The sequence below is a fragment of the Kouleothrix sp. 19917 genome (assembly GCF_057073505.1).
The window spans coordinates 5,787,785-5,814,033 of record NZ_CP097099.1; the positions used below are offsets into that span (position 1 = coordinate 5,787,785).

The following is a 26,249-nucleotide window of genomic DNA, read 5'->3' on the forward strand; positions in this document are numbered from 1 at the left end:
TCGGGTACACTGTAGCGCGCAGCCGGAGGCAGTTTTGAGTGTTGAATGTTGAGTGTTGAGTTTTCAGTCACGTGCGGCCGGCACACTTCGAACCTGCAACTCAAAACCTCTGTGTCTCTGTGGTAAATTTTCGTCGTTCGTCATTCGTCCCAATCGTACATCTTCGCGCCCTTTGCGCTCTTTGCGGTGAATATTCTGGTCGTCGCCCTTCGATACGCGGCTAACGTCGCTACTCAGGACGCCAATGGTCGTCGGTTATCCTGCCTGAGCTTGTCGAAGGGTCGGTGGTCGCTTGTCCCAATCGTAAATCTCAAATCGTCAATCGTAAATCTTTGCGCCCTTTGCGCTGAATATTCTGGTCGTCGCCCTTCGATACGCGGCTAACGCCGCTACTCAGGACGCCAATGGTCGTCGGTTATCCTCCCTGAGCTTGTCGAAGGGTCGGTGGTCGCTTGTCCCAATCGTAAATCTCAAATCGTCAATCGTAAATCTTTGCGCTCTTTGCGGTAAAACATTCCGTTTTTCGTCTTCTAAACCTTCGTGTCTTCGTGTCTTCGTGGTTTGGTAAACTTGCGCCGTTCGCCGGTGAGGCGTATGCGATACGCCCCGGCTCCAACCTGCAACCTGCAACCTGCAACCTGCAACCTGCAACCTGTAAACCTGTAAACCCCAAAGGACCTGCCATGACGCGATCCCGCCGCTTTGCCATTCTGGATGAGCGCGACATCAATCGCGAAACCTTTGTCGAGCCCTGGCCCGAGGCCGGCCTGGTCGTCGCCGACAGCCCCTTCGACCCCGCGCCCAGCCTCGTGCTCGAAAACGGGCGCGTGACCGAGCTGGATGGCCGCGCCCGCGCCGACTTCGACGTGCTCGATCAGTTCATCGCCGACCACGCGCTCGACCTGGCGGTGGCCGCCGAGGCGATGGCGACGCCCTCGATTGAGATTGCGCGCATGCTGGCCGACATCAACGTGCCGCGCCAGGATGTGCTGCGCCTGGCGCTTGGCTGCACGCCCGCCAAGCTGGTCGAGATCATGCGCCACATGAACGTGCTGGAGATGATGAACGGCCTCGCGAAGATGCGCGTGCGCCGCCAGCCCGCCAACCAGGCCCACGTCACCAACAAGCGCGAGCACCCCGCCCTGCTGGCCGCCGATGCCGCCGAGGCCGCTGCGCGCGGCTTTGCCGAGGTCGAAACGACCGTGGGCGTGGCGCGCTATGCGCCCTTCAACGCGCTGGCTATTTTGGTTGGCACGCAGACTGGGCGCGGCGGCGTGCTCACTCAATGCTCGGTCGAGGAGTCGCTTGGGCTGCGGCTGGCGATGAAAGGGCTGACAACCTACGCCGAAACGCTTTCCGTCTACGGCACCGAGCGCTCATTTGCCGACGGCGACGACACGCCCTGGTCGAAGGCGTTTCTGGCTTCGGCCTACGCCTCGCGTGGCGTCAAGGTGCGCTTCACCTCTGGGACAGGCTCGGAAGCGCTGATGGGCCACGCCGAAGGCCGCTCGATGCTGTATCTCGAAGCGCGCTGCCTGCTGGTGACGCGTGGTGCGGGCAGCCAGGGCGTGCAGAATGGCTCGATCTCCTGCATCGCCCTGCCCGAGTCGCTGCCGGGCGGCGTGCGCGCCGTGCTGGCCGAAAACCTGCTCGCCGCCATGCTCGGGCTGGAAGTCGCCTCGGGCAACGACGCGCTGGCCTCGCACTCGGCCATCCGCAAAACCGCCAAGCTCATGCTGCAGTTCATTCCCGGCGCGGATTTCATTTTCTCGGGCTACAGCGCCATCCCCAAGCGCGACAACCTGTTCGGCGGCGGGAATTTCGACGCCGAGGATTTCGACGACTATAACGTGCTGCAGCGCGACATGCAGATCGACGGCGGCACGCGCTCGATCACCGAGGAAGAAGCGCTCGCGGTGCGTCGCGAAGGCGCGCGCGCCATCCAGGCCGTCTATGCCGAACTGGGCTTCCCGCCAATCAGCGACACCGAGATCGAGGCCGCCGTGGTCGCGCACGCCAGCGAAGACATGCCAGCCCGCAATGTCGTGGCCGATCTCCAGGCTGCCGACGCATTTCTGGCCGGCGACCAGACCATCCTGGCGGCGGTGGCGGGCTTGCAGCGGCGCGGCTTCGCGCAAGTCGCCGCCAACATTCTCGAAATGGGCCGCCAGCGCGTCGCGGCCGACTACCTCCAGCCAGCCGCGCTGTTCGACCACGAGTTTCGCGTACAGAGCGCGATCAACCAGCCGAACGACTACGTTGGCCCTGGCAGCGGCTACCGCGTGGATGGCCCGCGCTGGGACGAAATTCAGCAGATTCGCCAGCAGCGCTCGCCCCGCGATTTCATTGCCGAGCAGCTTGGCGCACCCGTCGCGCAGCTTGCGCCAATCGGCCCGGCCCGCGCCGGCAGCGCCCGCGAGGTTATTGTGGCGGTCGGGCCGGCCTTTGGCACCGCGCTCACCCGCACCATCGGCGGCATTCCCCACGAAGACGTGCTGGCGGCCATTCTCACCGGCGTCGCCCGCGAAGGGCTGACGGCGCGCATCGTCAAGGTTCACCACACCTCCGACTGCGCGGCAATCGGGCATATTGGCGCGCAGCTCAGCGGCTCGGGCATCGCCATCGGCCTGCAATCGCGTGGCACTACCGTCATTCATAAGCGTGGCCTGGCGCGGCTGAACAACCTCGAGCTGTTCCCGCAATCGCCTAGCCTGACGCTCGCCACCTACGAGCAGATCGGCCGCAACGCCGCCCGCTATGCGCTGGGCCAGCAGCCCACGCCCGTGCCCGTGCAGGTCGACAACTGGGCGCGCCTGCGGCTGATCGTCAAAACCGCTCTGCTGCATCGCCGCGAAACCGAGCAGGTGCGCGACGACCTGCCCGACGAACTGGCCTTCGACTGGGAACCAGACGTGTAAACCTGAATATCATCCACAGATTACGCAGATTATATGTACCCTAATCTGCGTAATCTGCGTAATCTGTGGATAAATTTGGAGATAAAGAATGGCTGAATCACATCCGAACTATCCGCTGATCGATCACGCTGAAGCCCTCGCGGCTGCCAGCGGGCGCGCGCTTCCCGAGGTCACCGTTGATGCCCTGGCGGCAGGCGAACTCAGCATTGCCGACCTGCAAGTCAGCGCCGCGACCTTGCGCGCCCAGGCCGATGTCGCGCGCGCGGCGGGCTACACGCAGCTGGCCGCCAACCTCACGCGCGCCGCTGAGCTTGCCGCCGTGCCTAACGCCGAGGTCCTGCGCATGTACGACATGCTGCGGCCCGGCCGCGCCACCATCGCCGAGCTGGCCGAGCTGGCCGCAACGCTGGAAAACACCTACGCCGCGCCCACATGCGCCGCGCTGGTGCGCGAAGCCGCCGACGCCTACCGCCGCCGCAACCTCGCCCGCCGCTGAGCAGGGTGACGGGGTGAGCGCAGTTGGCAGTCGGCAGGTGGCAGTTGGCAGTGAGCTGCAACCGCATAAGGGTTTAGGGTCTGGGGTCTTGGGATTGGGCACCAGCAACCTGCAACCTGCAACCTGCCAACCTGCAACCTGCAACCTGCAAACCTGCAACTTTCAAATGTTCAAACCTGCAACGCTTCGCGCCCTTTGCGGTGAAATTTCTTTGGTCGTCCATTCCACAGTTGGCAACCAGCAGGAGGCAGTAACCTGCAACTTTCAAACTTGCAACCTGCAAACTACAACTCTCTGTGCCTCCGTGTCTTGTCTAAAAAGCCGCCAAGTGGGGCGGGTCAACAAAAGACCAATGAAGGCTCGCAGAAGTGGCTTGGCTCTGCTATCCTATGCCTTGATGCATCTCAAGGCCGCAAAAGACCGATGCGCTCGACGCTGTCACAGAGAATGGCTTTCGATGCATCGTATCGCTTGTTTCACAAGACCGTGTAAGATCCCAGTGCCCACGAGCACGTAGCCTCAAGACTGGTCCGAAACAAGCTCCTTTTCTTGTCCTTTGGAGAGCTATCATGCACATTCTCGGCATTGACCTCGCCAAACTCACCTTCGATGTCACCCTGCTGCGTGAGGGTGGCGACCGTCGCCACAAGCAGTTTCCGAACACCTCCGCTGGTTTTGAGCAGCTCCAGCAGTGGCTTCGCTCCCAGCACATTGAGCACGTGCATGCCTGTATGGAGGCAACCAATGTCTATTGGGAAGCGCTGGCTGCCTTCCTCGCCGATGCTCAGCACATCGTCAGTGTGGTTAACCCTGCCCGTATCAAGGGTTTTGCCCAAAGCCAGATGATGCGCACCAAGACCGACAAACAGGATAGCCGCATCATTGCGTTGTTCTGCTTGCAATGCCAGCCCGAAGCCTGGACACCACCCTCTGCCGCCCAGCGCCGCTTGCGTGCGCTCACACGCCATCGCGACGACTTGCTCCAAACGCGCACGCAACTGTCCAATCGCTTGGGCGATACCAGCGACACGGTGGTGCGCACGTCGCTTGAAACGGTTCTGGCAAGCGTAGAGGAGCAGATCACAAGCGTCGAGGCACAACTCAAACAGCATCTCAAAGACGAGCGTGACCTGGGCGAGCAAGCTGCGCTTCTCACGGCGATTGTCGGAATAGGTACAATCACTGCCGCTAAGTTGCTGGGGGAGTTCTGCGATATCGACGCGTATACATCGGCCAAGGCGCTGGCGGCAGACGCGGGAGTAACACCGGCGCAGCACAGATCGGGAACGAGTGTGCGGCGGCGAACACACCTCTCGAAAGTGGGCAAGGCGAGCGTGCGAGCGGCGCTGTACTGGCCGGCAATTGTGGCGATGCGACGATGCGAAGGGTTCAAGGCGTTTGCGGAACGGCTGGCAGCGCGCGGCAAAGCCAAGGGTGTGATCATCGGTGCGGTGATGCGCAAGTTGTTGCACGTGGTCTATGGTGTACTCAAGCATAAAACGCCCTTTGACCCAAACAAAGTCCTTGGCCCGACCCGTTCTTCAACGTAATATCTCTGTGGTAAATCTTTTCGTCAGTCGTCCGTTCTTCGGGAAAACAATGACAACACTTTTCACCGTCGGCTATCAGGGCCACTCAATCGAAACATTCCTCGATCTTGTGCAGGCGCATGGCGTCGCCCACATCATCGACGTGCGCGAGCGGCCCTTTAGCCGCAAGCCCGATTTCTCTAAAAAGCGCTTCAGCGCGCGCCTGGCGGATGCGGGCATCGGCTACACGCATCTTGCTGCGCTTGGCACGCCCAAACCGCTGCGCGACGAAGTGCGCCGCACTCACGACTACCCAACATTCTTCGCCGAAATGGATGCACTCATGGCCGCGCAGCCCGAGGCGCTGCACGCCGCGCTCGAACTGGCGCGCGCCCAGCCGGCGGCCGTGCTCTGCTTCGAGGCCAAGCCCGAAGAATGCCACCGCATGTCGGTCGTGCGCGCGATGCAGGGCGTTGCCGCCGAGCCGCTGGAGATTATTCACCTGTAAATCAGCCTTTCGCATCTGTCTCTGCTACCACCGAGACTGTATAGTTGCGGTGCGCGCCGCCGCGCACTTCTTTTCATTCAGCTAAACTGCAAGAAAGAACCACACTATGTCTTCCCCCGAGGTCACCGCCACCCGCCACGACCCGTTCGCCGCGCTGCGCTTTCGCGATTTTCGCCTGCTGATTGGCGGCACCTTTCTCACCGTCGTTGGCGAGCAGATGCTGAATGTCGCGCTGGGCTGGGAGCTGTACGAGCGCACCAGTTCGCCGCTGGTTCTGGGGTTGGTTGGCCTGGTGCAGGTGCTGCCCGTCATCGGCCTGTCGCTCGTGGCCGGCCACGCCGCCGACCGCTTCGACCGCAAGCGCATCGCAGTGCTCACAATGATGGCAGTCGCACTGGGCGCGCTGGGCCTGGCGCTGCTATCGTACCTCAGTGGGCCGCTCGTGCTGATCTTTGGCTGCCTGCTGATCATTGGCGTGGCGCGCGCCTTCCAAAGCCCCGCGCTTTCCTCGCTGATCGCGCAGGTCGTGCCATCCGAGCACTTCAGCAATGCCGCAACCTGGGAAAGCAGCACATGGCAGGCGTCGTCGATCCTCGGCCCGGCGCTGGGTGGCCTGCTGATCGCGCTCCAGCACAGCGCCACCGGCGTTTACGCGCTCGACGCGGTGGTGCTGCTGGTGGTGGCCCTGATGTTTGGGCTGCTGCGCCCGCGCCCGGTGCCGCCGAGCGACGAAAAGCTCTCGACCGAGTCGTTGCTGGCGGGGGCGCGCTTTATCTGGAAAACCAAGATCATCCTGGCATCGATCACGCTCGATATGTTTGCCGTGCTGCTGGGCGGCGCCACCGCGCTGCTGCCAGTCTTCGCGCGCGACATCCTGCATGTCGGTGCGGAGGGCCTGGGCTGGCTGCGCGCCGCGCCCGCGATCGGCGCGATGCTGGCCGGGGTGTCGCTGGCCTTCTTGCCGCCATTTAAGCGTGCCGGCCGCGTGCTGCTGCTGGTGGTGGCCGGCTTTGGCCTGGTCACAATCGTCTTCGGCCTGTCGAAGTCATTCCTGCTCTCGCTGCTGATGCTCGGGCTGCTTGGCGCGCTCGACAACATCAGTGTCGTGATTCGCAGCACCCTCGTGCTCACGCGTACCCCCGACACCATGCGCGGCCGGGTCAATGCGGTGCATTTTGTGTTTATTGGCATCTCGAACGAGCTGGGCGCGTTTGAGTCGGGCGTGGCTGCCGCGCTCTTCGGCACGGTTGGCGCGGTGGTGGGCGGCGGCATCGGCACCATGCTGGTGGTGGCTGCCGTGGCGCTGGCCTGGCCCGAGGTGCGCCGCCTGGGCCGCCTGAACGCGCCCGACGAGTAGAAGCGCAGAGCTGTGGAGCGCAGAGCATGTGAACAAAATCGCCCTGCGCTCCTTCGTCTCTCGCGCTTTCGCCCTACCTTCCCCACGCCCGCCACACCCACAGCCCCACACCCGCCGCCAGCGCCAGCCAGATCACCACAATCACTGCGGCGGCAAGCCAGCTGCGCGGCTTGCTGCCCGCCATGCGCTCGCGTGCCTGCACGCGGCAATCTTCCATAAGCTCGGGCGGGATAAGGCGCAGCGCAATGCTCAGCCCAAGTGGCACCACGATCAGGTCGTCGAGGTAGCCCAGCACTGGCACGAAATCGGGGATCAGGTCGATTGGGCTGAGCGCATAGCCCACGACACAGGCCACGAAAACACGCGCATACCACGGCACACGCGGGTCGCGGCAGGCCAGGTAGAGCGCATAGATTTCGGCTTTGAGATGCCGCGCCCGCTGCTTCAGTTCGTTCAGCACCACGCTCCCATTGCCACGCCTGCCCCGAAACTGCTATGCCTATGAGGACCGGCGTACTATTGCCCACAATGGTTAAAAATTATACACTATTGCGCGGCGGGCTACCTAGCAAAACACTGTTGTCATTGCATCCGACGTTCTACATTGCCCGCTAGCAAGGGAGTTTAGGATATGAAGCATCGTTTGAGCCGCGCTATTCTGTGCGCGGCTTTATCATTTTTTATTGCCAGCACATACCCGAACCCAGCCAGCGCGCAAAACACCGCCGCCCTGCACGAAGTGTTTGTGCCACTGGCGCAATCCTTTACACCGCCGCCCACCCCCGAGCAGCAGGTGCTGGCGCTGATCAATCAGGCCCGGCGCGATAATGGCTGCAATGTTGATCTGGTCATGTCGAGCAAGCTCACCGCCGCCGCCTACAATCACAGCCGCGACATGGCAATCAACAACTACTTCAGCCACACCGGCAGCGACGGCTCGACGATGGTAACGCGCGCGCAGGCAGCAGGCTATTCGTTCAGCTGGCTGGCCGAAAATATCGCGGCAGGCTATTCTACCCCGAAAGATGCGGTCGATGGCTGGATGAACAGCTCCGGCCACCGCGCCAACATTCTCAACTGCAACCTGCGCGAAACGGGCATTGGCTACTACTACGAAGGCGACGACCAGTCGAACGTTCACCTCGACGGTGGCAGCACGGGCGGGCCATACGGCTACTACTGGACACAAGATTTCGGCACGCCATAAGCCAGCCGCATCTCGCAACCAGGCCGGAACATGCTGCAGCATGTTCCGGCTTTGTTATGCTCCAGAACAATGGCACGCTACCTGCACTGGCCCAACGTAGCTTGCAGCCAGATCTGGCTGATTGCTGGAGTGGAGAGAAGCGAGGAACAATGCGGTTCACCAGCGTTGCGATTGCCCTGTGTGCGGCGGCCCTGTGCGCGGCCTGCGGCCAGCCGCCGAGCGCGCCCGCCGAGCCGGCGCAGCTGCCAACCGCCAACATAGCAGTGCCAAGCCCGGCCAGCGCCGCCGAAGCCAGCCCGGGCGCGATCCGCATTCAGGCCAGCGTTCCCACCTCCACCCCCGCGCCAACTACGGCCCCGCCAGGCGCAACACTCGCGCCTGAGCCTACGCTGGCTGAGCTTCCCACTGCGGAGGCGCAGCCCAGCGCCACAAACGAAGACCCAGTGGCAATGCGCGAGGCCATGCTGGTTGTGGAAATAAATCGCATACGCGCCGAGAACAACTTGCCAGCCTACCGCGCCAGTGCCGAGCTAAGCGCCGCCGCACGTGCCCACAGCTGCGACCTCGCTACGCACCATACGATCTCACACGTTTCTTCCGATGGCCGCACTCTCACCGAGCGGCTGGCAGGCAGCACGCCCGCCTGGGAGTGGCCCAGCGAGAGCATCGCGGCCGGCACCGACGACCCGGCAGAAGTTGTGGCGCTGTGGATGGATGAGCCACCCGAGGGCTGGCACCGCCGCAATATTCTCGACCCTGACCAGCAGGAGGTTGGCGCGGGCTACTGCGCATCGCCAGACGACCCAAGCGGCAACCAGTTCTACTGGACAGCCGATTTCTCGCGTCGCGCCGCACCGTAATCATCGCACAGCACAAAGCCGGCGTGGGACGAACCCACGCCGGCTTGTGCTGCAACTGTGTGCGCAATTTACGACTTGTTGCGGTCGTTCTCGCTGCGGTTGCGGAACGGGAAGCCGGTGCGCCGCGCGCCGCCGCCACGCGGGCCAAAGCGCGACTGCTGGCGTGGGTAGCCTTCGCGGTTGCCGCGCCGCTGCTCCTGGCTTGCGCGCTCCTGCCACTCGCGGCTCGGCCCGCGCTTTTCTTCAAACTGCGCGCCAGCCGGCGGCCGCCGATTCCCACGGTTGTCGTTTTCGTCGAAGTTTTCTTCGGGGCGTGGCCCACGCTCGTTGAAGTTCGGCCGATCATCGCGCTGGAAACGATCATCGCGGCGTGGCCCGCGCGGCGAAAAGCCGCCACGGTCGTCGCGGCGTGGCCCACGATCATTGAAGCTCGGCCGGTCATCGCGCCGTGGCCCGCGCTCGTTGAAGCTCGGTCGGTCATCCCGCCGTGGCCCGCCTGGCGAAAAGCCTCCGCGATCATCCCGGCGCGGCCCGCCTGGCGAAAAGCCTCCGCGATCATCCCGGCGTGGCCCGCGCTCGTTGAAGCTCGGTCGGTCATCCCGGCGCGGCCCGCGCTCGTTAAAGCTCGGCCGGTCATCCCGGCGCGGCCCGCGCTCGTTGAAGCTCGGCCGGTCATCCCGCCGTGGCCCGCGTGGCGAAAAACCACCACGGTCGTCCCGGCGCGGCCCGCGCTCGTTGAAGCTCGGTCGGTCATCCCGGCGCGGCCCGCGATCGCCAAAGCTCGGGCGGTCATCCCGGCGCGGCCCGCGCTCGTTGAAGCTCGGCCGGTCATCCCGGCGTGGCCCGCGCTCGCTGAAGCTCGGGCGATCATCCCGGCGTGGCCCGCGCTCGTTGAAGCTCGGTCGCTCGTCTCGTCGCGGCCCACGCTCGTTGAAGCTCGGCCGGTCGTCTCGTCGCGGCCCGCGCTCGTTGAAGCTCGGTCGCTCGTCGCGCTGGAAATTATCATCCCGGCGCGGCCCGCGTGGCGAAAAGCCTCCGCGATCGTCCCGGCGTGGCCCGCGCTCGTTGAAGCTCGGCCGGTCGTCGCGCTGGAAATTATCATCCCGGCGCGGCCCGCGTGGTGAAAAGCCTCCGCGATCAGCTCCTTCGGCGCGCGCTGGGCGCTTGCTGGGGCGCGGTGTACGCACTTCCGGCTCAGGAATGACCGAATCACGGCCGCCAACATGCGACCAGAGCGCCTCAACCTCGGCTTCGGTCAGCGGGCGCCACTCGCCCAGCGGCAGCGCGCCCAGCGCCACCGGCCCTTCACGCACGCGGATCAGGCGCAACACATCGTAGCCCAGCAGGCGCGCAACTTCGCGGATCTGGCGCTTGCGGCCTTCGTGCAGCACCACGCGCACCCACACGCCTTCGTCGCTGCGCTCAAGCACTTCGACCCAGGCAGGCGCGGTGGGTGCATCGTCGAGCATCACACCTGTGCGCCACTCGCGCAGCGCGTCGGCCGAAGGCACATCGTTCAGCAATGCGCGGTATTCTTTCTCAACCTGGAAGCTCGGGTGCGTCAGGCGCTGCGTCAGCTCACCGTCGTCGGTCAGCAGCAGCAAGCCCTCGCTGTCGTAATCGAGCCGGCCAACCGGGAAAAGGCGCACCGGCAGATCAACCATCGACACCACGGTTGGCCGGCCCTGCGGGTCGCTGGCGGTGGACACCACGCCAACCGGCTTGTGGAGAATCACATATGTGCGCGGGTTGATCGCGCCAATCGGCTGGCCATCAACGGTAATCGCGTCTTCCGCAGGGTCGACGCGGGTGCCCGGCACCACCACGACCTTGCCATTCACCGAAACCCGGCCGGCGGCGATCATCTCTTCGCATTCGCGCCGCGAGGCAATGCCAGCGCTGGCCAGCACCTTTTGTAATCGTTCAGCACTCAATTGTTTTGTCCTTAAGTAAGGTTGTGGGGAAAGCTGCACCACGTTCCAGCCCGCATACCTGCGAGCGCGCAGCTTCCTGATCATTGTGGAATTCCGCCCTGATAAAAAGGGGTTACAAGCTCACCACTGCCTGAACGGCATTGCACCATCACGATGCACAGATTGGCCTTCACCTGTTCGAATAATGCGAGTGTGCAGCCTCACGGCTGGTATTGCTGGGCTCAGCTCGCGCTGTGCCCTGGCCGCTATACGGTCGCTGGATGCGGCAAGGGTTCTGGCAAATCGCTCGCGCCAAAACAATGGGGCCACACGCAGTGGAACCTGCCCAGTATACCACATGTTGCAGCCGTTTGATCGGGGAATTTTGCCCTGTTTCTACGCCTCCCACACGCTGCCGAACAGAAACAGCGAGGCAGTGAACAGCGCCACGGTGTAGGCCAGCAGCACTTGCAGCGGCGCGAGGCCGCGCGCCCACGGCGCACCTTCAAGCGCCAGCGCCGTTCCTTTGATCGCGATCACCAGCAGCGGCGCAAGCAGCGGGAACGAGAGCACCGCGAACAGCGCGCCCTTGACGCTGGCGCGCGCAATAATCGCCGCGATCAGCGTGGTGGCGGCCACCAGGCCCAGGCTGCCGGCCAGCAGCAGCGCAATGAACATGCCCACGTTCCCTACCTGCACGCGCAGCAGCACCACAAACAGCCCGGCGGTCAGTGTGTCGAGGAACAGGAGCAGCACAAGGTTGAAGAGCAGCTTGCCAAAGTATACGGCCAGCGGCGGCGCAGACAGGCGCAGCGCGGCGGCAGTGCGCGCTTCTTCTTCTTGCACAAAGGCGCGCGCCAGCCCGGTGAAGGCCGCAAACAGAATAGCCACCCACAGCAGCGCCGCGTGGATCAGCGGCAGGTCGGCGCTGCGGGTGAGCGGGCCAAGCCCCAGGCTCAGCGCCACCACGGTGCTGACGGCAAACAGCGCTACGGCGTTGAGTGCGTAGCGCGTGCGCAGCTCGGCGCGCAGATCTTTGCGGAATACGGCCCACGCCGCTGTGGCGAGGCCGGGCGGGGCGCTGGCAGGTTGGGCTTGTTCGGTTTGTTCGGTCAGCATGGTGCCGATCGTAGCGCAGAATGCCGAAATCGTAAAGCGGCCAAGCTGAGCAAAATGTTAGCTCAGACTCATCTGATCTTTAGGTTTCGGGGCTACAGTGGCCTGGTTCATATCAGAACCCGCCGATTGACGGCGCTCGCAGGATAGACGTTATGAACAGCCCAATGATTCCGTTTACGCTGATCGTGCTCGCGGTGCTGCTGGCCGCGTTTGGGCCGGCGCGGGTTGGCGCGGTCGGCTCGGCGCTGGCGCGCCACGTGCGCGAGGCGCTGGCGCATTTCCAGCGTGGGCGTAGGAATCACCTGCGTGAACCAGGCAAGCGTGTACGGTAGTGTGCTTTCAGCGTGTGGTTTAAGTGTGGGGAATAGGGGTTGGCAATCCCAATACTGATCTTCTTGCCTGATTTCCCTATTCCCCTCTCGATAATGCGCCAGGTATCCAAACAAGCAGGGAGTGCAGCGCCATGCTGCACTCCCTGTTCGCTTTGCCGAATCGCGAGCTAGCGCAGCGCAAAAGTCGCTTGCACATCCACGCTCAGGGTTTGCTCGCCGGCCTGCACCGGCACCGCCGCCCCACCTTCTGCCGCTGCCGCGCGATCCATCATGGGCATGGGCACAGGCGGCGCGCTCACGTTCTCGCTGATCACCAGCACATCGCCCACCGACGCGCCGCCCGCCGTGGCAAGCTGGCTGGCCCGCGCTTTGGCGTCGGCCACCGCAGCCTTACGGGCCTGCTCCATCAGCGCGTTGGTGTCGGCCACGCTGAAGTTGATGCCATAGATACTGTTCGCGCCGGCCTGCACCACCTGATCAAGCAGCGCGCCCGCGCTGTCGAGGTTGCGGATCGTGACGGTCACGGTGTTGCTGACGCGGTAGCCAGTGACTTGCCGGCCATCGGCGCCATACACCGAGGAGATCGAGAAGTTGCTGGTCTGAATGTCCTTGCTTTCGACTTTCAGCTCGGCCAGTTTGGCCTGCAGTGCCTGCGCCTGCGCGCTGTTCTGCGCCAGGGCTTCTTTCGCGCTGGCGGCCTCGGTTTCCACGCCAATCTGCACGGTTGCCGTGTCGGGGCGGGCTTTCACCTCGCCGTGGCCCAGCACCGACACCTGGCGCATGCCCGGCACGCCGGTGCTCGTTTGCGCCGCCGCCGGGCGCGTGTAAAGCAGCGCGCCTAATCCCGCCAGCACGGCCACCACGAGCAGCCCGGCTACCACACCTACCCATGTATTTGTTCGCTGTGTCATTGCATGCCTCCTCAGGGCCTGACAGCCTGCGCACCACGCGCCGACTGGTTATTTGCTTACCCTGAAGACGGCAGCGCCGCCCGATTTGTTCCCGGCCGATCCGCTACGAGAACGAGCTGCTCAGTGCGGGCTGACGATTCTGGCGCAGCAGAATGCCGCCAAACAGCGCCGCGCTCAGCGCGCAGAACGCAAACCACACCCATGTCGACACGCCGGGGCTGAAGCGCGACAGGTGCAGCAGCGAAACCACCAGCACCAGCAGGTTGACAAAGCAATTCGCGATCACAAAGATACGCACACCTTCCCAGCGCGGCTCGCGCGCGGCCAGCCATGCGCAGGCGGCCATGCCCAGCAGAAAGGTGCTGTACAGCTGGCCGAGAATGGCGGGCAGTTCCCACGGCCAGAGCTGCGCGGCCAACCCCGGCAGCGCCAGCAGCACCGCGCCAACAACCCCTGCCACGGCGGCATAGCCAAGAAACACAGTGCGGAAGCGATTCCACCCTGCCTCAGCCGGGTCGCGCCCGCGCACAAGCCAGAGCAGCACACCCACCAGCGCCGGGTCGGCAATGTAGGAAACGAGCCAGCCCCACGGGAAAGGTCGCGGCGGCACAAACTCGCCCAGGCGCGGCAGCGTCACGAGCAGGAGCAGCAGCGTCACCAGCCCAATCTCGATCAGCACAATGCGCGTTTCGGCATAATGACGCGCGCGCAGGCACAGCAGCGCGCTCAGGCAGCCCATGGCGTAGAGCGCGGCAATAAAGCGCGCGTTGAGCGGGCTGGCGTCCCAGGGCATCAGCCGGGGGATGAGGTTGGGCGCGACCACGCCAGCCGCGACAACCAGTGCCTGCACCGTCACCAGCAGAAAGAATGCGCGCAGCCAACCCGGAACGGAGCGATCCATGCCTGGCCTCCTTGCTACAACGATTTCGTGCAGAGGGAGAATAGCCGCGCCGTGTCGTACTGGCGTCGAATGCACGCAGGGCGGCGCAAAGCGGCACGACAAAATACCGCGATGAATCGATGGGTTTATTCCACGCGCGCGATCAGCTCAACAATGCGGAAATCGGGCAGGGTGGCGCGCGCCAGCGCGGGCATGCCGAGGCTGCGCCAGAATGGTTCGGCGGCGAGGCCATTTTGCTGCGCGAGGAACAGCGCCAGCACGGTGCCGTGCGTGACTATCGCCAATCGTCGGCCGGGGTGAGCAAGCAAGGCTGCACGCACGCCAGCGGCAAAACGCTCGCGCGCAGCAATGGCCGTTTCTTCGCCAAACACCAGCTCGTCGGGCCGGGCGAACAGCGCCGCCACCGCGCGCGCAAATTCGTCATCATTCAGCCAGCCAACCTGCTCGCGGGCGTGCTCGTGCAGGCCGGGCGCAACCGTGTGCGGCACGCCCAGCTGCTCCGCAAGCAGCGCGCCGGTTTCGCGCGTCTTTCGCTCCTTGCTGCACACAATCAGCTCAGGAAGATTCGTTTGCTCGGCGCGCATGCGCTCGGCCAGCGCACCGCAGCGCCGCCGCCCAGTTTCGGTGAGCGGCCACTGGCTGGGCGGCTGCCCCGGCGCCGTGCGCGACTGCGAGTGGCGTATAAAGATAATTTCGTTCATTTCGGTTGGCTGGTGCGGCTTTCGCGCCCTGTCTGGGCGGACCTGTCTGGGCGGACCACCGACCTGCGAGGGCTACGCGCCCTCGCGCTCCGCGGTTAGGGGCCGCCGCCGGCCCCTAACAACCCCGCCGTCGGGGCCTTGCCCCGAACCCCATAAAGAGCGTGGCTTGCTTTTGGGAAGTTGTGCTGTCATGCCTCCGTTGTGCCAAAAGCGGGCATCGGACGAGATACGTATGGGTTTACTGGAAAGCGCTCAAACTGGCAAATACTCTATCGGCAGCTGCCAGCGTTCAGCACAACGGAGGCATGAGCACGGACTTTCAACCTATCGACCACATTCTTTTTGGGTTCCAAGGGCGATAGCCCTGGCCGGGGTGCAGGGGCGGGTAGCCCCTGCGGCCGTGCGGCCTGAGCAAACAAGGCGGGGCGGACACGTAGGTCCGCCCAGACAGTGGCTTTGCGGCACAAGTAAACTGGCTTGAAGCCCATACTGCTCAAGCAAACACTCGCCCGCCGCGCAGGCGAAATCACTTTTATGATAAGGTAATGTTTATGGGAGGGCTGCGCGCCCTCGCGCTCCGCGGTTAGGGGCCGCCGCCGGCCCCTAACAACCCCGCCGTCGGGGCCTTGCCCCGAACCCCATAAAGAGCGTGGCTTGCTTTTGGGAAGTTGTGCTGTCATGCCTCCGTTGTGCCAAAAGCGGGCATCGGGCGAGATACGTATGGGTTTACTGGAAAGCGCTCAAACTGGCAAATACTCTATCGGCAGCTGCCAGCGTTCAGCACAACGGAGGCATGAGCACGGACTTTCAACCTATCGACCACATTCTTTTTGGGTTCCAAGGGCGATAGCCCTGGCCGGGGTGCAGGGGCGGGTAGCCCCTGCGGCCGTGCGGCCCGAGCAAACTGCTTTTATAAGCCACTGGCTTGAAATAAGAATCCCTGCGGCCGTGCGGCCCGAGCAAACAAGGCGGGGCGGACACGTAGGTCCGCCCAGACAGTGGCTTTGCGGCACAAGTAAACTGGCTTGAAGCCCATACTGCTCAAGCAAACACACGCCCGCCGCGCAGGCGAAAATGAATACCTACACCCCATCACGAATCGCACGCGCCTGTGCGCGCAAAATATCGATTGGCTGGCTGGGCTGGCCGGGCGCGCGGAAGAACCACACCTCCCAGCCGTTGCAGGGCGCGTCAAGCAGCGCGCGCCCCACTTCGTGGATCGAGCCAAGCAGCGCGCCACACTTGATCTGACCGTTCGCCAGCACCTGCGCCGGGCGCGCGTCGTCGTCGCGGAAGTAGAGCGTCTGGCCGGGCTGAAGCAAGCCCTGCTCAAGCAGCACGCCAAAGGGCAGCCGCGCCTGCGCGCGCTTGCGCGGGAACACAAACAGCTCGCGGGCGAGGTCGCCGGGCTCGATCTGCGCGATGCGCTCGCTCGCAACCTGCACATACTGCGGGTCGCGCTCGATGCCGACCCAGCGGCGGTGCAGCTTCTTCGCCACCGCGCCGCTGGTGCCCGTGCCGAAAAACGGGTCGAGCACCACGTCGCCCGGCTCGGAAGCGGCTGCCAGCACGCGGTAGAGCAGTGCCTCGGGCTTTTGCGTGGCGTGCGCCTTGGTGCCGTTCAGCTTCAGGCGTTCCGCGCCAGTGCAGATCGGCAGCTCCCAGTCGCTGCGCATCTGCAGGCCATCGTTCAGCGCCTTCATCGCCTCGTAGTTGAAGGTGTAGCGCGCACCACGTTCTTTCTGCGCCCAGATCAGCGTCTCGTGGGCGTTGGTGAAGCGCACGCCACGAAAGTTCGGCATGGGGTTGGTTTTCACCCACACCACATCGTTCAAAATCCAGTAGCCCAGGTCCATCAGAATTGCGCCAACGCGGTAGATGTTGTGGTACGAGCCGATCACCCAGAGCGTGCCGGTGTCTTTCAGCACGCGCCGGCAGGCCGCCAGCCACGCGCGCGTAAAGCGGTCGTAGGCCGCGAAATCGTCGAAGCGATCCCACTCGTCGTCCACGGCGTCGACGCGCGTCATGTTTGGGCGCCACAGCTCCTGCTGGAGCTGCAAGTTGTAGGGCGGGTCGGCAAACACAAGGTCGACCGAGCGCTCGGGCAGGGAGTTGAGGATTTCGACGCAATCGCCCTGGTAGATGTGATCGAGCTGCACGGCTGGCTCCTGCTGGGCGGCATTTCGCGATGCGCAGATAGTACCACAGGATGCGGGCGTTTGCGGAAAGCACGGCGCGGCTGTCAGGGCGGTATTGTATCCACAGATTTCGCAGATTATGCAGATACGACCGCATTCGCTACGAATTCACCTATAAAGCACTACGCACTACACAATTTCACGTGTAGTGCGTAGTATTTTGCGATCAGCCGTTATTACACCAACGGCAATCTGCGAAATCTGTGTAATCTGCGGATTATTTCCTCTTACGCCGCCGTATGGCGCGCCAGCGCCTGCCGCAGCGCCGAGGCTGGCTGCGCGCCTACCAGCCGCTCGACCACCTGCCCGCGCCGGAAGATATATAGCGCCGGGATGCCGCTGATGCCGAAGCGCCGCGCGGTGTGCGGGTTCTCGTCTACATTCAGCTTTGCCACCACGGCGCGGCCCGCAAATTCCTCGGCCATGCGCTCCACCGTAGGCGCGACAGCGCGGCACGGCCCGCACCACGCGGCCCAGAAATCCACCAGCACCGGCTTGTCGCTCGTGCCAATAATCCGGTCGAAGTTCGCGTCGGTCAGTGCAATTGGCTGGGCCGCGCGATTGCCACTCGCAGGCGGGTTCGTCGGCGCGGGTTGCGGCACGGGCGCTGCACGCCCCGCAAGCGGCTCGCTCGGGCCGCCGGGCAGCGGCGGGCGCGCGCCACCTTCCGTCAGGTAGCGCAGCCACGCCTCCAGCGCGGCCTCGGGCGCAGCGCCATCGGCCTGCGCGATCGGCTGGCCGCCGCGCACAAATACCAGGCCGGGCAGCTGCGCCACGCCAAAGCGCCGCGCCAGCGCCGGGCTGTCGGCCATGTCGATCCTGGCGATCAGTGCGCGCCCGGCATAGGCCTTCGCCAGGCGGCCAAGCGCCGGCTCAAGCTGCTGGCAGGCCGCGCTGCCCTTGCGCCAGAATACGAGCAGCACGGGAGCCCCGGCGCTCAGCACGCGCTCGATGCTCTGCTCGTTGGTATGAATTGGTGTATCTATTGGCATTCGCTGCTCCTTGTTGTTGCTACCATCTATTCTAGCGAGCGCGCATTAGAATTGCAGCAGCGCAGTATCAGCGAAGTATTAACGTGGGTATTGCTTGTTTCGCCTGCGCGGCGGGCGTCGTTCTTTTATTTGATTTTCTGTCATTACCTGTTTCAAGGCAGTTTGCTCAGACCGCATGGCCACTGTCTGGGCGGACCTGCGTGTCCGCCCCGCCTTGTTTGCTCGGGCCGCATGGCCACTGTCTGGGCGGACCTGCGTGTCCGCCCCGCCTTGTTTGCTTAGGCCGCATGGCCGCAGGCGTTTCTTATTTCAAGCCAGTGGCTTATAAAAAGCAGTTTGCTCAGGCCGCACGGCCGCAGGGGCTGCGCCGCCCCTGCACCCCGCGCTGGGGCTTGCGCCCCAGACCCCAAATTTTAGGTGTTCAGCATATTCGATGTCTATTTGTCATGCCTCCGTTGTGCCAAACAGCTGGCAACTAACAATCAGTCCTGTTGCTGTTTACAACACTTTATATCATCATCCTAACTTTGATTTTCTGATGCCTTGCCTTCATCCACAACGGAGGCATGACAATCCAGTTTTACAAGTGCGTACCACGCTCTTTACGGGGTTCGGGGCAAGGCCCCGACGCCGGGGTTGTCAGGGGCGGGCGGCCGCCCCTGACCGCGGAGCGCGAGGGCGCGCAGCCCTCGCAGGAATGAGAGGCAAGGACAAACATGACCGCGGAGCGCGAGGGCGCGCAGCCCTCGCAGGAATGAGAGGCAAGGACAAACATGACCGCGGAGCGCGAGGGCGCGCAGCCCTCGCAGGAATGAGAGGCAAGGACAAACATGACCGCGGAGCGCGAGGGCGCGCAGCCCTCGCAAATCACTCCCAAAAATCACCTATAATCGCGCCGACGCACACACCAAAGGAGCAAGGAATGTCGGGATTGGTGATAGGCATTGGGCTGATCGCGCTGGTGCTGCTGGTATCGGCGCTGGCCTCGGGCCTGATCGAGCGCGCGCCGCTGTCGTTCCCCATGATTTTCCTCGGGCTGGGCCTGCTGCTCGGCGCGAACGGCCTGGGCGTGCTGCATCTGGATGCGCACGACCCGCTGATCGAAACGGTGGCGATCGTCAGCCTGTCGCTGGTGCTGTTTCTCGACGCCGTCAACCTCCAGGTCGACGAGCTGCGCAGCGATTGGTATGTGCCGGCGCTGGCGCTCGGGCCGGGCACGCTGCTGATCATTGCGGGCGTGGCGCTCGCTGCCGCGCTGCTGGCTGGCACCACGCCGCTGCAGTCGCTCTTGCTTGGCGCCATCCTCGCCTCGACCGACCCGGTGGTGCTGCGCGATATTGTGCGCGACGAGCGCATCCCGCGCTCGGTGCGGCGCGCGCTCGGCATCGAGGCCGGCATGAACGACATTGTGGTGCTGCCGATCGTGCTGATTCTGATCGCGCTGCTCCAGGAGCCGCTGGGCGGCGCGCTGGCGTGGATCATCTTTCTCGCAAAGCTTCTGCTGCTCAGCCCTGCGATTGGTATGCTGGTGGGCGGCGGCGGCGCGTGGCTCATGGGCAAGGCCGACGCGCGCTGGGGTATTCGGCGCGAGTACCAGGCGCTCTATGGCATTGGCCTGGTGCTGGCGGCCTACGCAGCCGGCCAGATGGTGCAGGGCGACGGCTTTCTGGCGGCCTACTTCGGCGGCCTGGCCGTCACGCTGTTCAACGTCTCGCTGTGCGAGTGCTTTCTGGAGTATGGCGAGGTCACGGCCGAGATGGCGATGCTCCTGGCGTTTGTGCTGTTCGGCGCGGTGCTTTCGACATTGCTCGTCACGGTGCCGATTTTGCCCGCGCTGGCGCTGGCCGTGATTGTGATCGGCGTGGTGCGCCCGCTTGGCCTCGGCCTGGTGCTGCGCCGCGCCCGCATGAGCAACACCGCGCGCGGCTTTATTGGCTGGTTCGGCCCGCGCGGCCTTAGCTCGCTGCTGCTGGCGCTGCTGGCCGTGCAGGCGGATGTGCCCGGTGCCGAATATCTCATGGCGCTCACCGGGGCGGTTGTGCTGGTGTCAGTGGTGCTCCACGGCGCGTCGGCAACGCCGCTTTCGGCGTGGTATGGCCGCCGCGTGGCGCGGCAAACGCTTGAAGAAGAGCGCGAGGCCAGTGTGGTTGGGCTGTTCCGCCAGTCGCCCGGCCAGGTGCCACGCATCAGCCCGCCCGACCTGGCTGCGCTGCTGGCGGGCGATGCCCCGCCAACCGTGCTCGATGTGCGCTCGCGCTCGCAGTACGACCAGAGCGACGCGCAGATTCCCGGCAGCGTGCGCGTGCTGGCCGACGATGTCGCAGAGTGGGCAGCCGACGAAGATCGCGCCCGCGCAATTGTCGCCTACTGTACCTGACCGAGCGAAGGCACCAGCGCCCGTGTGGCGCGGCAGCTTCAGTCGCTCGGCTTCACGGCGGCGGCGCTCCAGGGCGGTTTCAACGCCTGGCAGAAGGATTTCCCCGTCGAGCCGAAGCAATAAGCACACAGGCTCGCAGCTCGGTGCCTGCGCGGATTGCTTACGATGGCATGCGGGCAAACGCCGACGGGCACTGATTGATGGGCTTTATTCCGCGTTCTCTGCGCGTGTTTGTGCCTACTCACTTCTTGCTTACGATGGCACGCGGGCAAACGCCGGCAAACGCTGACTGCTGTATTCATTCCGCGCTCTCTGCGTGTGTCTGTGTCCAATCAACCTCAAGAAACAAATTCGCGCACTCAAATTCCTTTATCGCGCGCTCAAATCCTTTTATAGCGCCCACGAGTTTCATTATCGACAGATCAAGGGCGTTTACGCACCGCGCTTGCTCCTTCCCGCGCCACGCCAGCCAGCCAGGCATGGCGCATGAGCCGACCCGCACCCGCGATTCACGGCCACGCGCCCGCGATTCGCACCCTCGCAGCCAACCTATCTGTTCTCGGCACCGCTATATTCAAATTTGAGCGTTCGAATTTCAATATAGCGGCGTCGAATTTGAAATTCGCGGCCTCGAATTTCAAATTTGAGTGCTCAAGACGCAATGCGCGACGGGGCGGCAAGATGTGGTAGTGTAGATTTTTATCGTTAGGTAGGATCACAACAAACGTTTGAAATTTTACGCAAGCCGGGTTATACTGATACCGTTAGCGATCGCACAATAGCAATATGATACTGCTTCATGGCTTCGTTTCGTGAGATCGACATCCCATCTTTCCTCGATACCTCCGCCCATGATTTGACGAAGGATCTGTTTGCACCCTTGCTTTCGCGGGCGGTGCGGTATGATCGCGGTGTGGGCTTTTTTAGTTCTGGTTGGTTGCGCATCAACGCCAAGGGCATGGGGGCGTTTGCGCAAAATAGCGGGCGCGCACGCTGGGTAACAAGCCCGATTCTTGACGAGAATGATTGGGAAGCACTACGTATTGGCGATGCTGCTCGAACTGACTCAATATTGCGCGAAGCCCTCGCACTAAACATTCATGATTTAGCGCAGCAGATAGAGCGCAACACCCTTTCGGCGTTGGCCTGGATGATTGCGGATGAAATACTTACGTTTAAACTAGCCTTGCCGCGCAATAAACTAGAGCAAGGCGATTTTCATGATAAGTTTGGTATTTTCACTGACGCTAATGGCGACCAAGTAAGTTTCAACGGTTCATATAACGATAGCATTCAAGGCACGCGTAATTACGAGTCGATCAAAGTGTTTTGTTCGTGGGAAGCGTCATTCAAACAATTTACGCAAGCCGACGGAGAACGTTTTGAGCGGCTCTGGAATAATTTCGACCCAAATGTTCGCGTCTTTGACCTTCCTGAAGCGGCGCGTGAGCAAATCTTGCAATTACGCGTAGGCGACCGACCATACCCAAAGCCGGAATGGCTTAGCAAACGCTTGCACGAGGCTGATATACAGTACCGCCCTGCACGACCAAACGTCCCCGGCACTGTGGTGCTACGCGATTATCAACTCGAGGCAATCAACGCTTGGTTTGAACACGAATGCCGAGGTTTGCTAGAGATGGCAACCGGCACGGGTAAGACAATCACTGCCTTGGCAGCTTCAGCCAGACTCTACGAGCGCGAAAATCATTTGGCAGTGGTGATTGCCGTCCCATATCAGCATTTAGTCGATCAATGGAATGATGAGGCGCGCGCATTCGGCTATGCGCCAGTTCTTGCCTACCAGAGTAAATCACGCTGGCTCAATGACCTTAACCACCAAATCATGGATTTCAATGCCGGCTACCGGCGTTTCGTTTCTGTGATTGTCACACACGATACCTTTGCCAGCCCTGATTTTCAGCGCAGCCTTGCTCGTCTTCAAGGCCCAGCACTATTGATTGCCGATGAAGCGCATCATCTCGGCGCGGAGCAGCGGCGCCAAGCATACCCTGAAAATATTCCATTTCGGCTCGCACTATCTGCCACACCCGATCGTTGGTTCGACGATATTGGGACGCTGGCACTGCGCGAGTTCTTTGGCGAAACGGTGTTTTCGTTTACGCTTGAACAGGCGATTGGGCTGAGCTTAACGCCATACTACTACCATCCCCATCGCGTCGCGCTTACCGACGATGAGATGGAGCGCTATGCCGAGCTTTCGGCAAAGATTGCGCGCTTGGCGCACCGCGATGATAGCGATGCGCAAGAAGCATTGCGCATGCTGCTGATCAAGCGGGCTGATCTCCTGAATAATGCGGCGAACAAACTCCCAACACTACTCAGTTTAGTTAACCACGCCGACGATGTTGAGTATACACTCTTTTATTGTGCTCCCGGCCACATTGATGCAGTGTTACGCTCACTCGGCATTGAAAAGGGCGTGCGCGTAAAAAACTATACAGTGTATAATTGCCACCACAGTGGAAGTGCACATCACGGGTTCTCGGTTCCTGGTTCTCAATCCTCACACAATCAGGTATAGTGCATTTATGAGTGATTCTGTCTATGCCCAACCATTCGCCCGCTTACGGAGCGATGTAAAGCCCTACTGGCCTGAGGCGACCTTCAATCGTGCCCCGCATAAGCCCATTCTACTGCTAACCATCATGGATTTGATTGCTAACCAGCGTATCAAGTCCAACTTTATTGAGCTTGATGTCGAGTTGAGCGACATATTTGATCTTTACTGGCACAAAGTTTTTGGCGATGAGCGTGATAGCAATATTCTCATGCCATTTTGGCATATGACGAGTGAGGGTTTTTGGCATCTTGTTGCTGTTCCAGGCAAAGAAATAGCACTTGCATCAGTCGGAAAAATCCGATCGTTTCGTCAATATTCACAACTCGCGCTGGGTGCACGATTTGACGACGAGCTTTTTGCATTACTAGAAAAGCCAAGTACACGCGACGAACTACGACGCATCTTGATTGAAAAATATTTCGCGCCAAATTTGCGCCCAGATATTGTACATGTCGGTGTTATAACGTCAGAATCTTTTGAGTATGGCCGCGAACTAATTAATCGCGCAAAAAGGCGTTTTACACTCAAGGAAGCGCCATCAACCGAAACATATATAACAGAAGTACGTTCAGTGGCTTTTCGGCGTGTGGTTATTAGTGCATACAAGCAGACCTGCGCGTTTTGTAACATACGAATCGTTACGCCAGATGGACGCGCAGGGGTCGATGCAGCGCACATTGTACCGTGGAGCCACAGTCACAATGATGACCCACGCAACGGGATAGCGTTGTGTGGACTACACCACTGGAGTTTTGATCAGGGGTTGATAGGAATCAAAGACGATTATCATATTATGGTGTCACCAGTGGTTAGCGTAGAAGAAAATGCAGCTGAAGCGCTGCTCAAACTTGATCATCAGCCAATATATTTACCCATTGACCAAATTCTTCAACCAGCACGTTCAGCTTTAATTTGGCATCGAGAAAATGTCTTCTGGCGCGAAATACCCCCGCGTTTGTTATAAACGGATCAGCCGATTTTCCATCTCTTTCTCTTTTTCGGTTAGGTCTAACTTGAGCGCACGTTTGATTGCAATTGTAGTCAAGGCAATACTGTCATGTGCTTTGCTCATTTTGCCGCGTACCATCGCCCGTCCTTCCCACAATTCCGCGTTAGTTCTTGACCAGTCAATACTGCCAAGTTGGCTTAGTCGGTCACGCCAATCGTTAGGATAATCAGCTATCAAATTTTTCCCAGCCCGTCCAATTGCTATGAGCATTACTGTGTGAGAATGAACATAATTTTCGCGTAGATATGCTGAAGTAGTTTCATCTTGTAAAAGCCTACGCCACTCAGGAATAATTTTCCCCAACTCGTTCCAGAAATCATATGCTATTTTTTCATGCTGTGTCTCTACATCAGCATTTTTGGACAAACCTAGTAAAGATTGAGTAGCTTGATACACACCACTAAGCGTAAACAATGCCGTGGATCTATTCGAGATTGTCGTTTTTTCTAGCTCGACACGTTGTCGAAAAAGCGGTACATCGTCTATTAAGCGACGCACTAGTGCAGCTATATCGCTGCTTTCATACAGAACACGCTCAGAGCGCGATCTCGGAATCTGTACATGGTTCAAGCCGTCAAATAATCGCTCTGATCGATCTAACAAAGCATCAGGGACAAGCATTACTGCAATTGTGTCAGACTGCAAAAAAGCACGCGCTGATAGTACCTGTTGAATGGCAGCACTGCGATGCTGGCCGTGATGAATAATTAAGCGAGCAGTTAATGGTATTTGGATTCGTCCTATTTCGGGAAATTTTTCGTCTAAAGGTTCAAATGTGATATTTTCATCAACAGTAGCAACCAGAGGCGGAAGTATGTAGCTTTCAGGCTGGGAAATTAAGTGGTTTACAATCTCAGTTGTTTTTGCTGCGTTAAGCGCCCGTGATTGGCGCAACTGTGTTGATATTTCACTTTCGCCGAATAAAAATATGCGCGGTATCAATCGCATGGGGCATTGAATAATATAATATTTATGCGAGCCCTGATGCCCTTCTATAGCAATGAATGAGATTGTGCCTAAAGTCATATATAATCCTTTTGGAAGTATAGTGAAAGTGTTTTTACAACTTTTATACTATACCATAATATGCCTAGAATGAAGAAAAGTAGTACATAGATCAAATCAACATTCCCCGCGCCAGCGCTGTGGGCTAACCATGCGCGAGCTTGCCGACGAGCTTGGGTATAAATCCCACGGCTTTATGGCGATCTCGAAAGCGGGCGCAAGCATCCGTCATTGGAGCTGGCCGTGGCGCTCGCGGATTATTTCGGTGTATCGGTGGATCAGCTGGCGCGGGATGAGCTGGAGGTTGAGTGAAAAGATTTTTACTCGGTGCGACCTAACAAGCGCCTGAGTAATTCGCGCTGTTGCTGAAGGAGTGTGCGCTGCTCGTCGCACGCAGGAAGAGCCTGAGCTAAAAGATGCTCTTCTTGCCAATCTTGGCGGGCATACCTTGCCTTCGCAGTGGGTTGCTGTCCGCACGCTTTCCGATCATGTCATTGCTGGAAGTACCTGTTACTCATATCTGCGTTCTCAATGCAGTTTGCGCAGGTGCTCACACTGGTTTTTAGTTTTTCACGCTTATCAGCTAGGACAGTATGCTATACTATTTCATAGTGACACGTCAGTCTCAAACATTATAACAGTGCTGAACATATCTCTGCTCATTTGGTAAGCATGAAATTATATCTCGACACTTGTAGTCTGAACCGTCCGCTCGACGATAAATCACAGGTGCGAATCGCGTTGGAGGCGGAGGCTATTCTAGCCATATTGACGCTATGGGAATCAAATACCGTCATTCTCGTGTCGTCAGAAATATTGCAATTCGAGCTTGCACGCAATCCGCATCCACAACGGCGAGCATTCGTATCCGAAATCTTATCTCGCACAACAATAACAATTGAATTGATTGACTCGATCGAGCAGCGGGCAAAAGAATTAGAAGATCGTGGTTTCAAAGCGCTTGATGCTTTGCACCTTGCTTCCGCAGAAGCTGGTGAGGTCGATTATTTTTGCACTTGCGATGATCGTCTGCTCAAAAAAGCTAAAGCGCAAACCGATCTGCAAATAATCACGGTTTCACCACTTGAACTTGCTCAGGAGATAACGCCATGACAACAACAGCTATGCCGTTAGCTGAACTGACACGCTCCGCCATTCATCTCCTATGTCAGGAAATCGGCGTCGTTAATACTGCGCGATTTCTCAATCAGTTTTCTCTTGGCTATGGAAACTATACAGCTGACCGTGAGCAGTTATTTGAAGCGCTGACTGTTGAAGACATTGCGGCCGAAATCAAGCGCAAACGAGTATCGGAACAATAAAGCAGAACTT

Annotated in this window: 23 protein-coding genes; 14 read left to right on the forward strand and 9 right to left on the reverse strand. The window is 60.6% G+C overall.

Annotated elements, in window-relative coordinates; all coding sequences use genetic code 11:
• Positions 1–683: 683 nt before the first annotated feature.
• The 5 genes from M1P90_RS23340 to M1P90_RS23360 all read left to right on the forward strand — a co-directional run bounded on the left by M1P90_RS23340 (position 684) and on the right by M1P90_RS23360 (position 6,808).
• Entirely contained in the window at positions 684–2,918 is a 2,235-nt protein-coding gene (locus M1P90_RS23340; protein WP_483697864.1) for a propanediol/glycerol family dehydratase large subunit, read from the forward strand.
• A gap of 88 nt (positions 2,919–3,006) precedes the next feature.
• A complete protein-coding gene (locus M1P90_RS23345) occupies positions 3,007–3,414 on the forward strand; it encodes a diol dehydratase small subunit (protein ID WP_483697865.1) in 408 nt (135 codons plus the stop codon).
• Positions 3,415–3,983: 569 nt separating this feature from the next.
• On the forward strand, positions 3,984–4,964 hold the full coding sequence (locus M1P90_RS23350; protein ID WP_483697866.1) for an IS110 family RNA-guided transposase: 981 nt from the start codon (positions 3,984–3,986) through the stop codon (positions 4,962–4,964).
• A gap of 49 nt (positions 4,965–5,013) precedes the next feature.
• The gene (locus M1P90_RS23355) at positions 5,014–5,451 is read left to right on the forward strand and encodes a DUF488 domain-containing protein (RefSeq protein ID WP_483697867.1); all 438 of its coding nucleotides are present in this window, start codon (positions 5,014–5,016) and stop codon (positions 5,449–5,451) included.
• A 106-nt stretch (positions 5,452–5,557) separates the two neighbouring features.
• Complete coding sequence (locus M1P90_RS23360) at positions 5,558–6,808, forward strand: MFS transporter (protein WP_483697868.1); 1,251 nt, start codon at positions 5,558–5,560, stop codon at positions 6,806–6,808.
• Positions 6,809–6,881: 73 nt separating this feature from the next.
• Here the strand turns inward: M1P90_RS23360 and M1P90_RS23365 are convergent, their stop codons facing one another.
• Complete coding sequence (locus M1P90_RS23365) at positions 6,882–7,268, reverse strand: YkvA family protein (protein WP_483697869.1); 387 nt, start codon at positions 7,266–7,268, stop codon at positions 6,882–6,884.
• 171 nt (positions 7,269–7,439) lie between these two features.
• Between M1P90_RS23365 and M1P90_RS23370 the strand changes: the two genes are divergently transcribed.
• Positions 7,440–8,015: a CAP domain-containing protein gene (locus tag M1P90_RS23370; RefSeq protein WP_483697870.1), complete on the forward strand. Its 576-nt coding sequence runs from the start codon at positions 7,440–7,442 to the stop codon at positions 8,013–8,015.
• 149 nt (positions 8,016–8,164) lie between these two features.
• Positions 8,165–8,875, forward strand: coding sequence for a CAP domain-containing protein (locus tag M1P90_RS23375; protein WP_483697871.1), 711 nt, complete (start codon positions 8,165–8,167; stop codon positions 8,873–8,875).
• A 68-nt stretch (positions 8,876–8,943) separates the two neighbouring features.
• Here the strand turns inward: M1P90_RS23375 and M1P90_RS23380 are convergent, their stop codons facing one another.
• On the reverse strand, positions 8,944–10,809 hold the full coding sequence (locus M1P90_RS23380) for a pseudouridine synthase (RefSeq protein WP_483697872.1): 1,866 nt from the start codon (positions 10,807–10,809) through the stop codon (positions 8,944–8,946).
• A gap of 375 nt (positions 10,810–11,184) precedes the next feature.
• Positions 11,185–11,907 (reverse strand): heme exporter protein CcmB, encoded by a 723-nt coding sequence (locus tag M1P90_RS23385; RefSeq protein ID WP_483697873.1) that lies wholly within the window; start codon positions 11,905–11,907, stop codon positions 11,185–11,187.
• 152 nt (positions 11,908–12,059) lie between these two features.
• Between M1P90_RS23385 and M1P90_RS23390 the strand changes: the two genes are divergently transcribed.
• Positions 12,060–12,239 carry a hypothetical protein gene (locus M1P90_RS23390; protein WP_483697874.1) on the forward strand — a complete coding sequence of 60 codons (180 nt, stop codon included), beginning with the start codon at positions 12,060–12,062 and terminating at the stop codon, positions 12,237–12,239.
• 167 nt (positions 12,240–12,406) lie between these two features.
• Here the strand turns inward: M1P90_RS23390 and M1P90_RS23395 are convergent, their stop codons facing one another.
• From M1P90_RS23395 to trxA, 5 genes are all read right to left on the reverse strand, one after another.
• Positions 12,407–13,150: an SIMPL domain-containing protein gene (locus M1P90_RS23395; RefSeq protein WP_483697875.1), complete on the reverse strand. Its 744-nt coding sequence runs from the start codon at positions 13,148–13,150 to the stop codon at positions 12,407–12,409.
• Between the two features lie 103 nt (positions 13,151–13,253).
• Entirely contained in the window at positions 13,254–14,051 is a 798-nt protein-coding gene (locus M1P90_RS23400; RefSeq protein ID WP_483697876.1) for a hypothetical protein, read from the reverse strand.
• Between the two features lie 125 nt (positions 14,052–14,176).
• Positions 14,177–14,752 carry a histidine phosphatase family protein gene (locus tag M1P90_RS23405; protein ID WP_483697877.1) on the reverse strand — a complete coding sequence of 192 codons (576 nt, stop codon included), beginning with the start codon at positions 14,750–14,752 and terminating at the stop codon, positions 14,177–14,179.
• A 1,082-nt stretch (positions 14,753–15,834) separates the two neighbouring features.
• Positions 15,835–16,911 (reverse strand): DNA methyltransferase, encoded by a 1,077-nt coding sequence (locus M1P90_RS23410; RefSeq protein ID WP_483697878.1) that lies wholly within the window; start codon positions 16,909–16,911, stop codon positions 15,835–15,837.
• Between the two features lie 266 nt (positions 16,912–17,177).
• The gene (gene trxA, locus M1P90_RS23415) at positions 17,178–17,942 is read right to left on the reverse strand and encodes a thioredoxin (RefSeq protein ID WP_483697880.1); all 765 of its coding nucleotides are present in this window, start codon (positions 17,940–17,942) and stop codon (positions 17,178–17,180) included.
• 922 nt (positions 17,943–18,864) lie between these two features.
• On the opposite strand from trxA, the gene M1P90_RS23420 reads away from it, so the two are divergent.
• From M1P90_RS23420 to M1P90_RS23430, 3 genes are all read left to right on the forward strand, one after another.
• Positions 18,865–20,319 carry a cation:proton antiporter gene (locus tag M1P90_RS23420; protein WP_483697881.1) on the forward strand — a complete coding sequence of 485 codons (1,455 nt, stop codon included), beginning with the start codon at positions 18,865–18,867 and terminating at the stop codon, positions 20,317–20,319.
• Positions 20,320–21,118: 799 nt separating this feature from the next.
• Entirely contained in the window at positions 21,119–22,864 is a 1,746-nt protein-coding gene (locus tag M1P90_RS23425; RefSeq protein ID WP_483697882.1) for a DEAD/DEAH box helicase family protein, read from the forward strand.
• Positions 22,865–22,871: 7 nt separating this feature from the next.
• Positions 22,872–23,867 carry an HNH endonuclease gene (locus M1P90_RS23430; protein WP_483697883.1) on the forward strand — a complete coding sequence of 332 codons (996 nt, stop codon included), beginning with the start codon at positions 22,872–22,874 and terminating at the stop codon, positions 23,865–23,867.
• Here the strand turns inward: M1P90_RS23430 and dndB are convergent.
• Complete coding sequence (dndB, locus tag M1P90_RS23435) at positions 23,862–24,938, reverse strand: DNA sulfur modification protein DndB (RefSeq protein WP_483697884.1); 1,077 nt, start codon at positions 24,936–24,938, stop codon at positions 23,862–23,864. The genes M1P90_RS23430 and dndB overlap by 6 nt on opposite strands.
• Positions 24,939–25,100: 162 nt before the next feature.
• Between dndB and M1P90_RS23440 the strand changes: the two genes are divergently transcribed.
• The 3 genes from M1P90_RS23440 (at position 25,101) to M1P90_RS23450 (ending at position 26,239) form a co-directional block, all read left to right on the forward strand.
• Positions 25,101–25,229 (forward strand): helix-turn-helix transcriptional regulator, encoded by a 129-nt coding sequence (locus M1P90_RS23440; protein WP_483704684.1) that lies wholly within the window; start codon positions 25,101–25,103, stop codon positions 25,227–25,229.
• 360 nt (positions 25,230–25,589) lie between these two features.
• Complete coding sequence (locus M1P90_RS23445) at positions 25,590–26,030, forward strand: PIN domain-containing protein (RefSeq protein WP_483697885.1); 441 nt, start codon at positions 25,590–25,592, stop codon at positions 26,028–26,030.
• A complete protein-coding gene (locus M1P90_RS23450) occupies positions 26,027–26,239 on the forward strand; it encodes a hypothetical protein (protein ID WP_483697886.1) in 213 nt (70 codons plus the stop codon). Before M1P90_RS23445 ends, M1P90_RS23450 begins: the two co-directional genes overlap by 4 nt.
• The last annotated feature ends 10 nt before the right edge of the window (positions 26,240–26,249 follow it).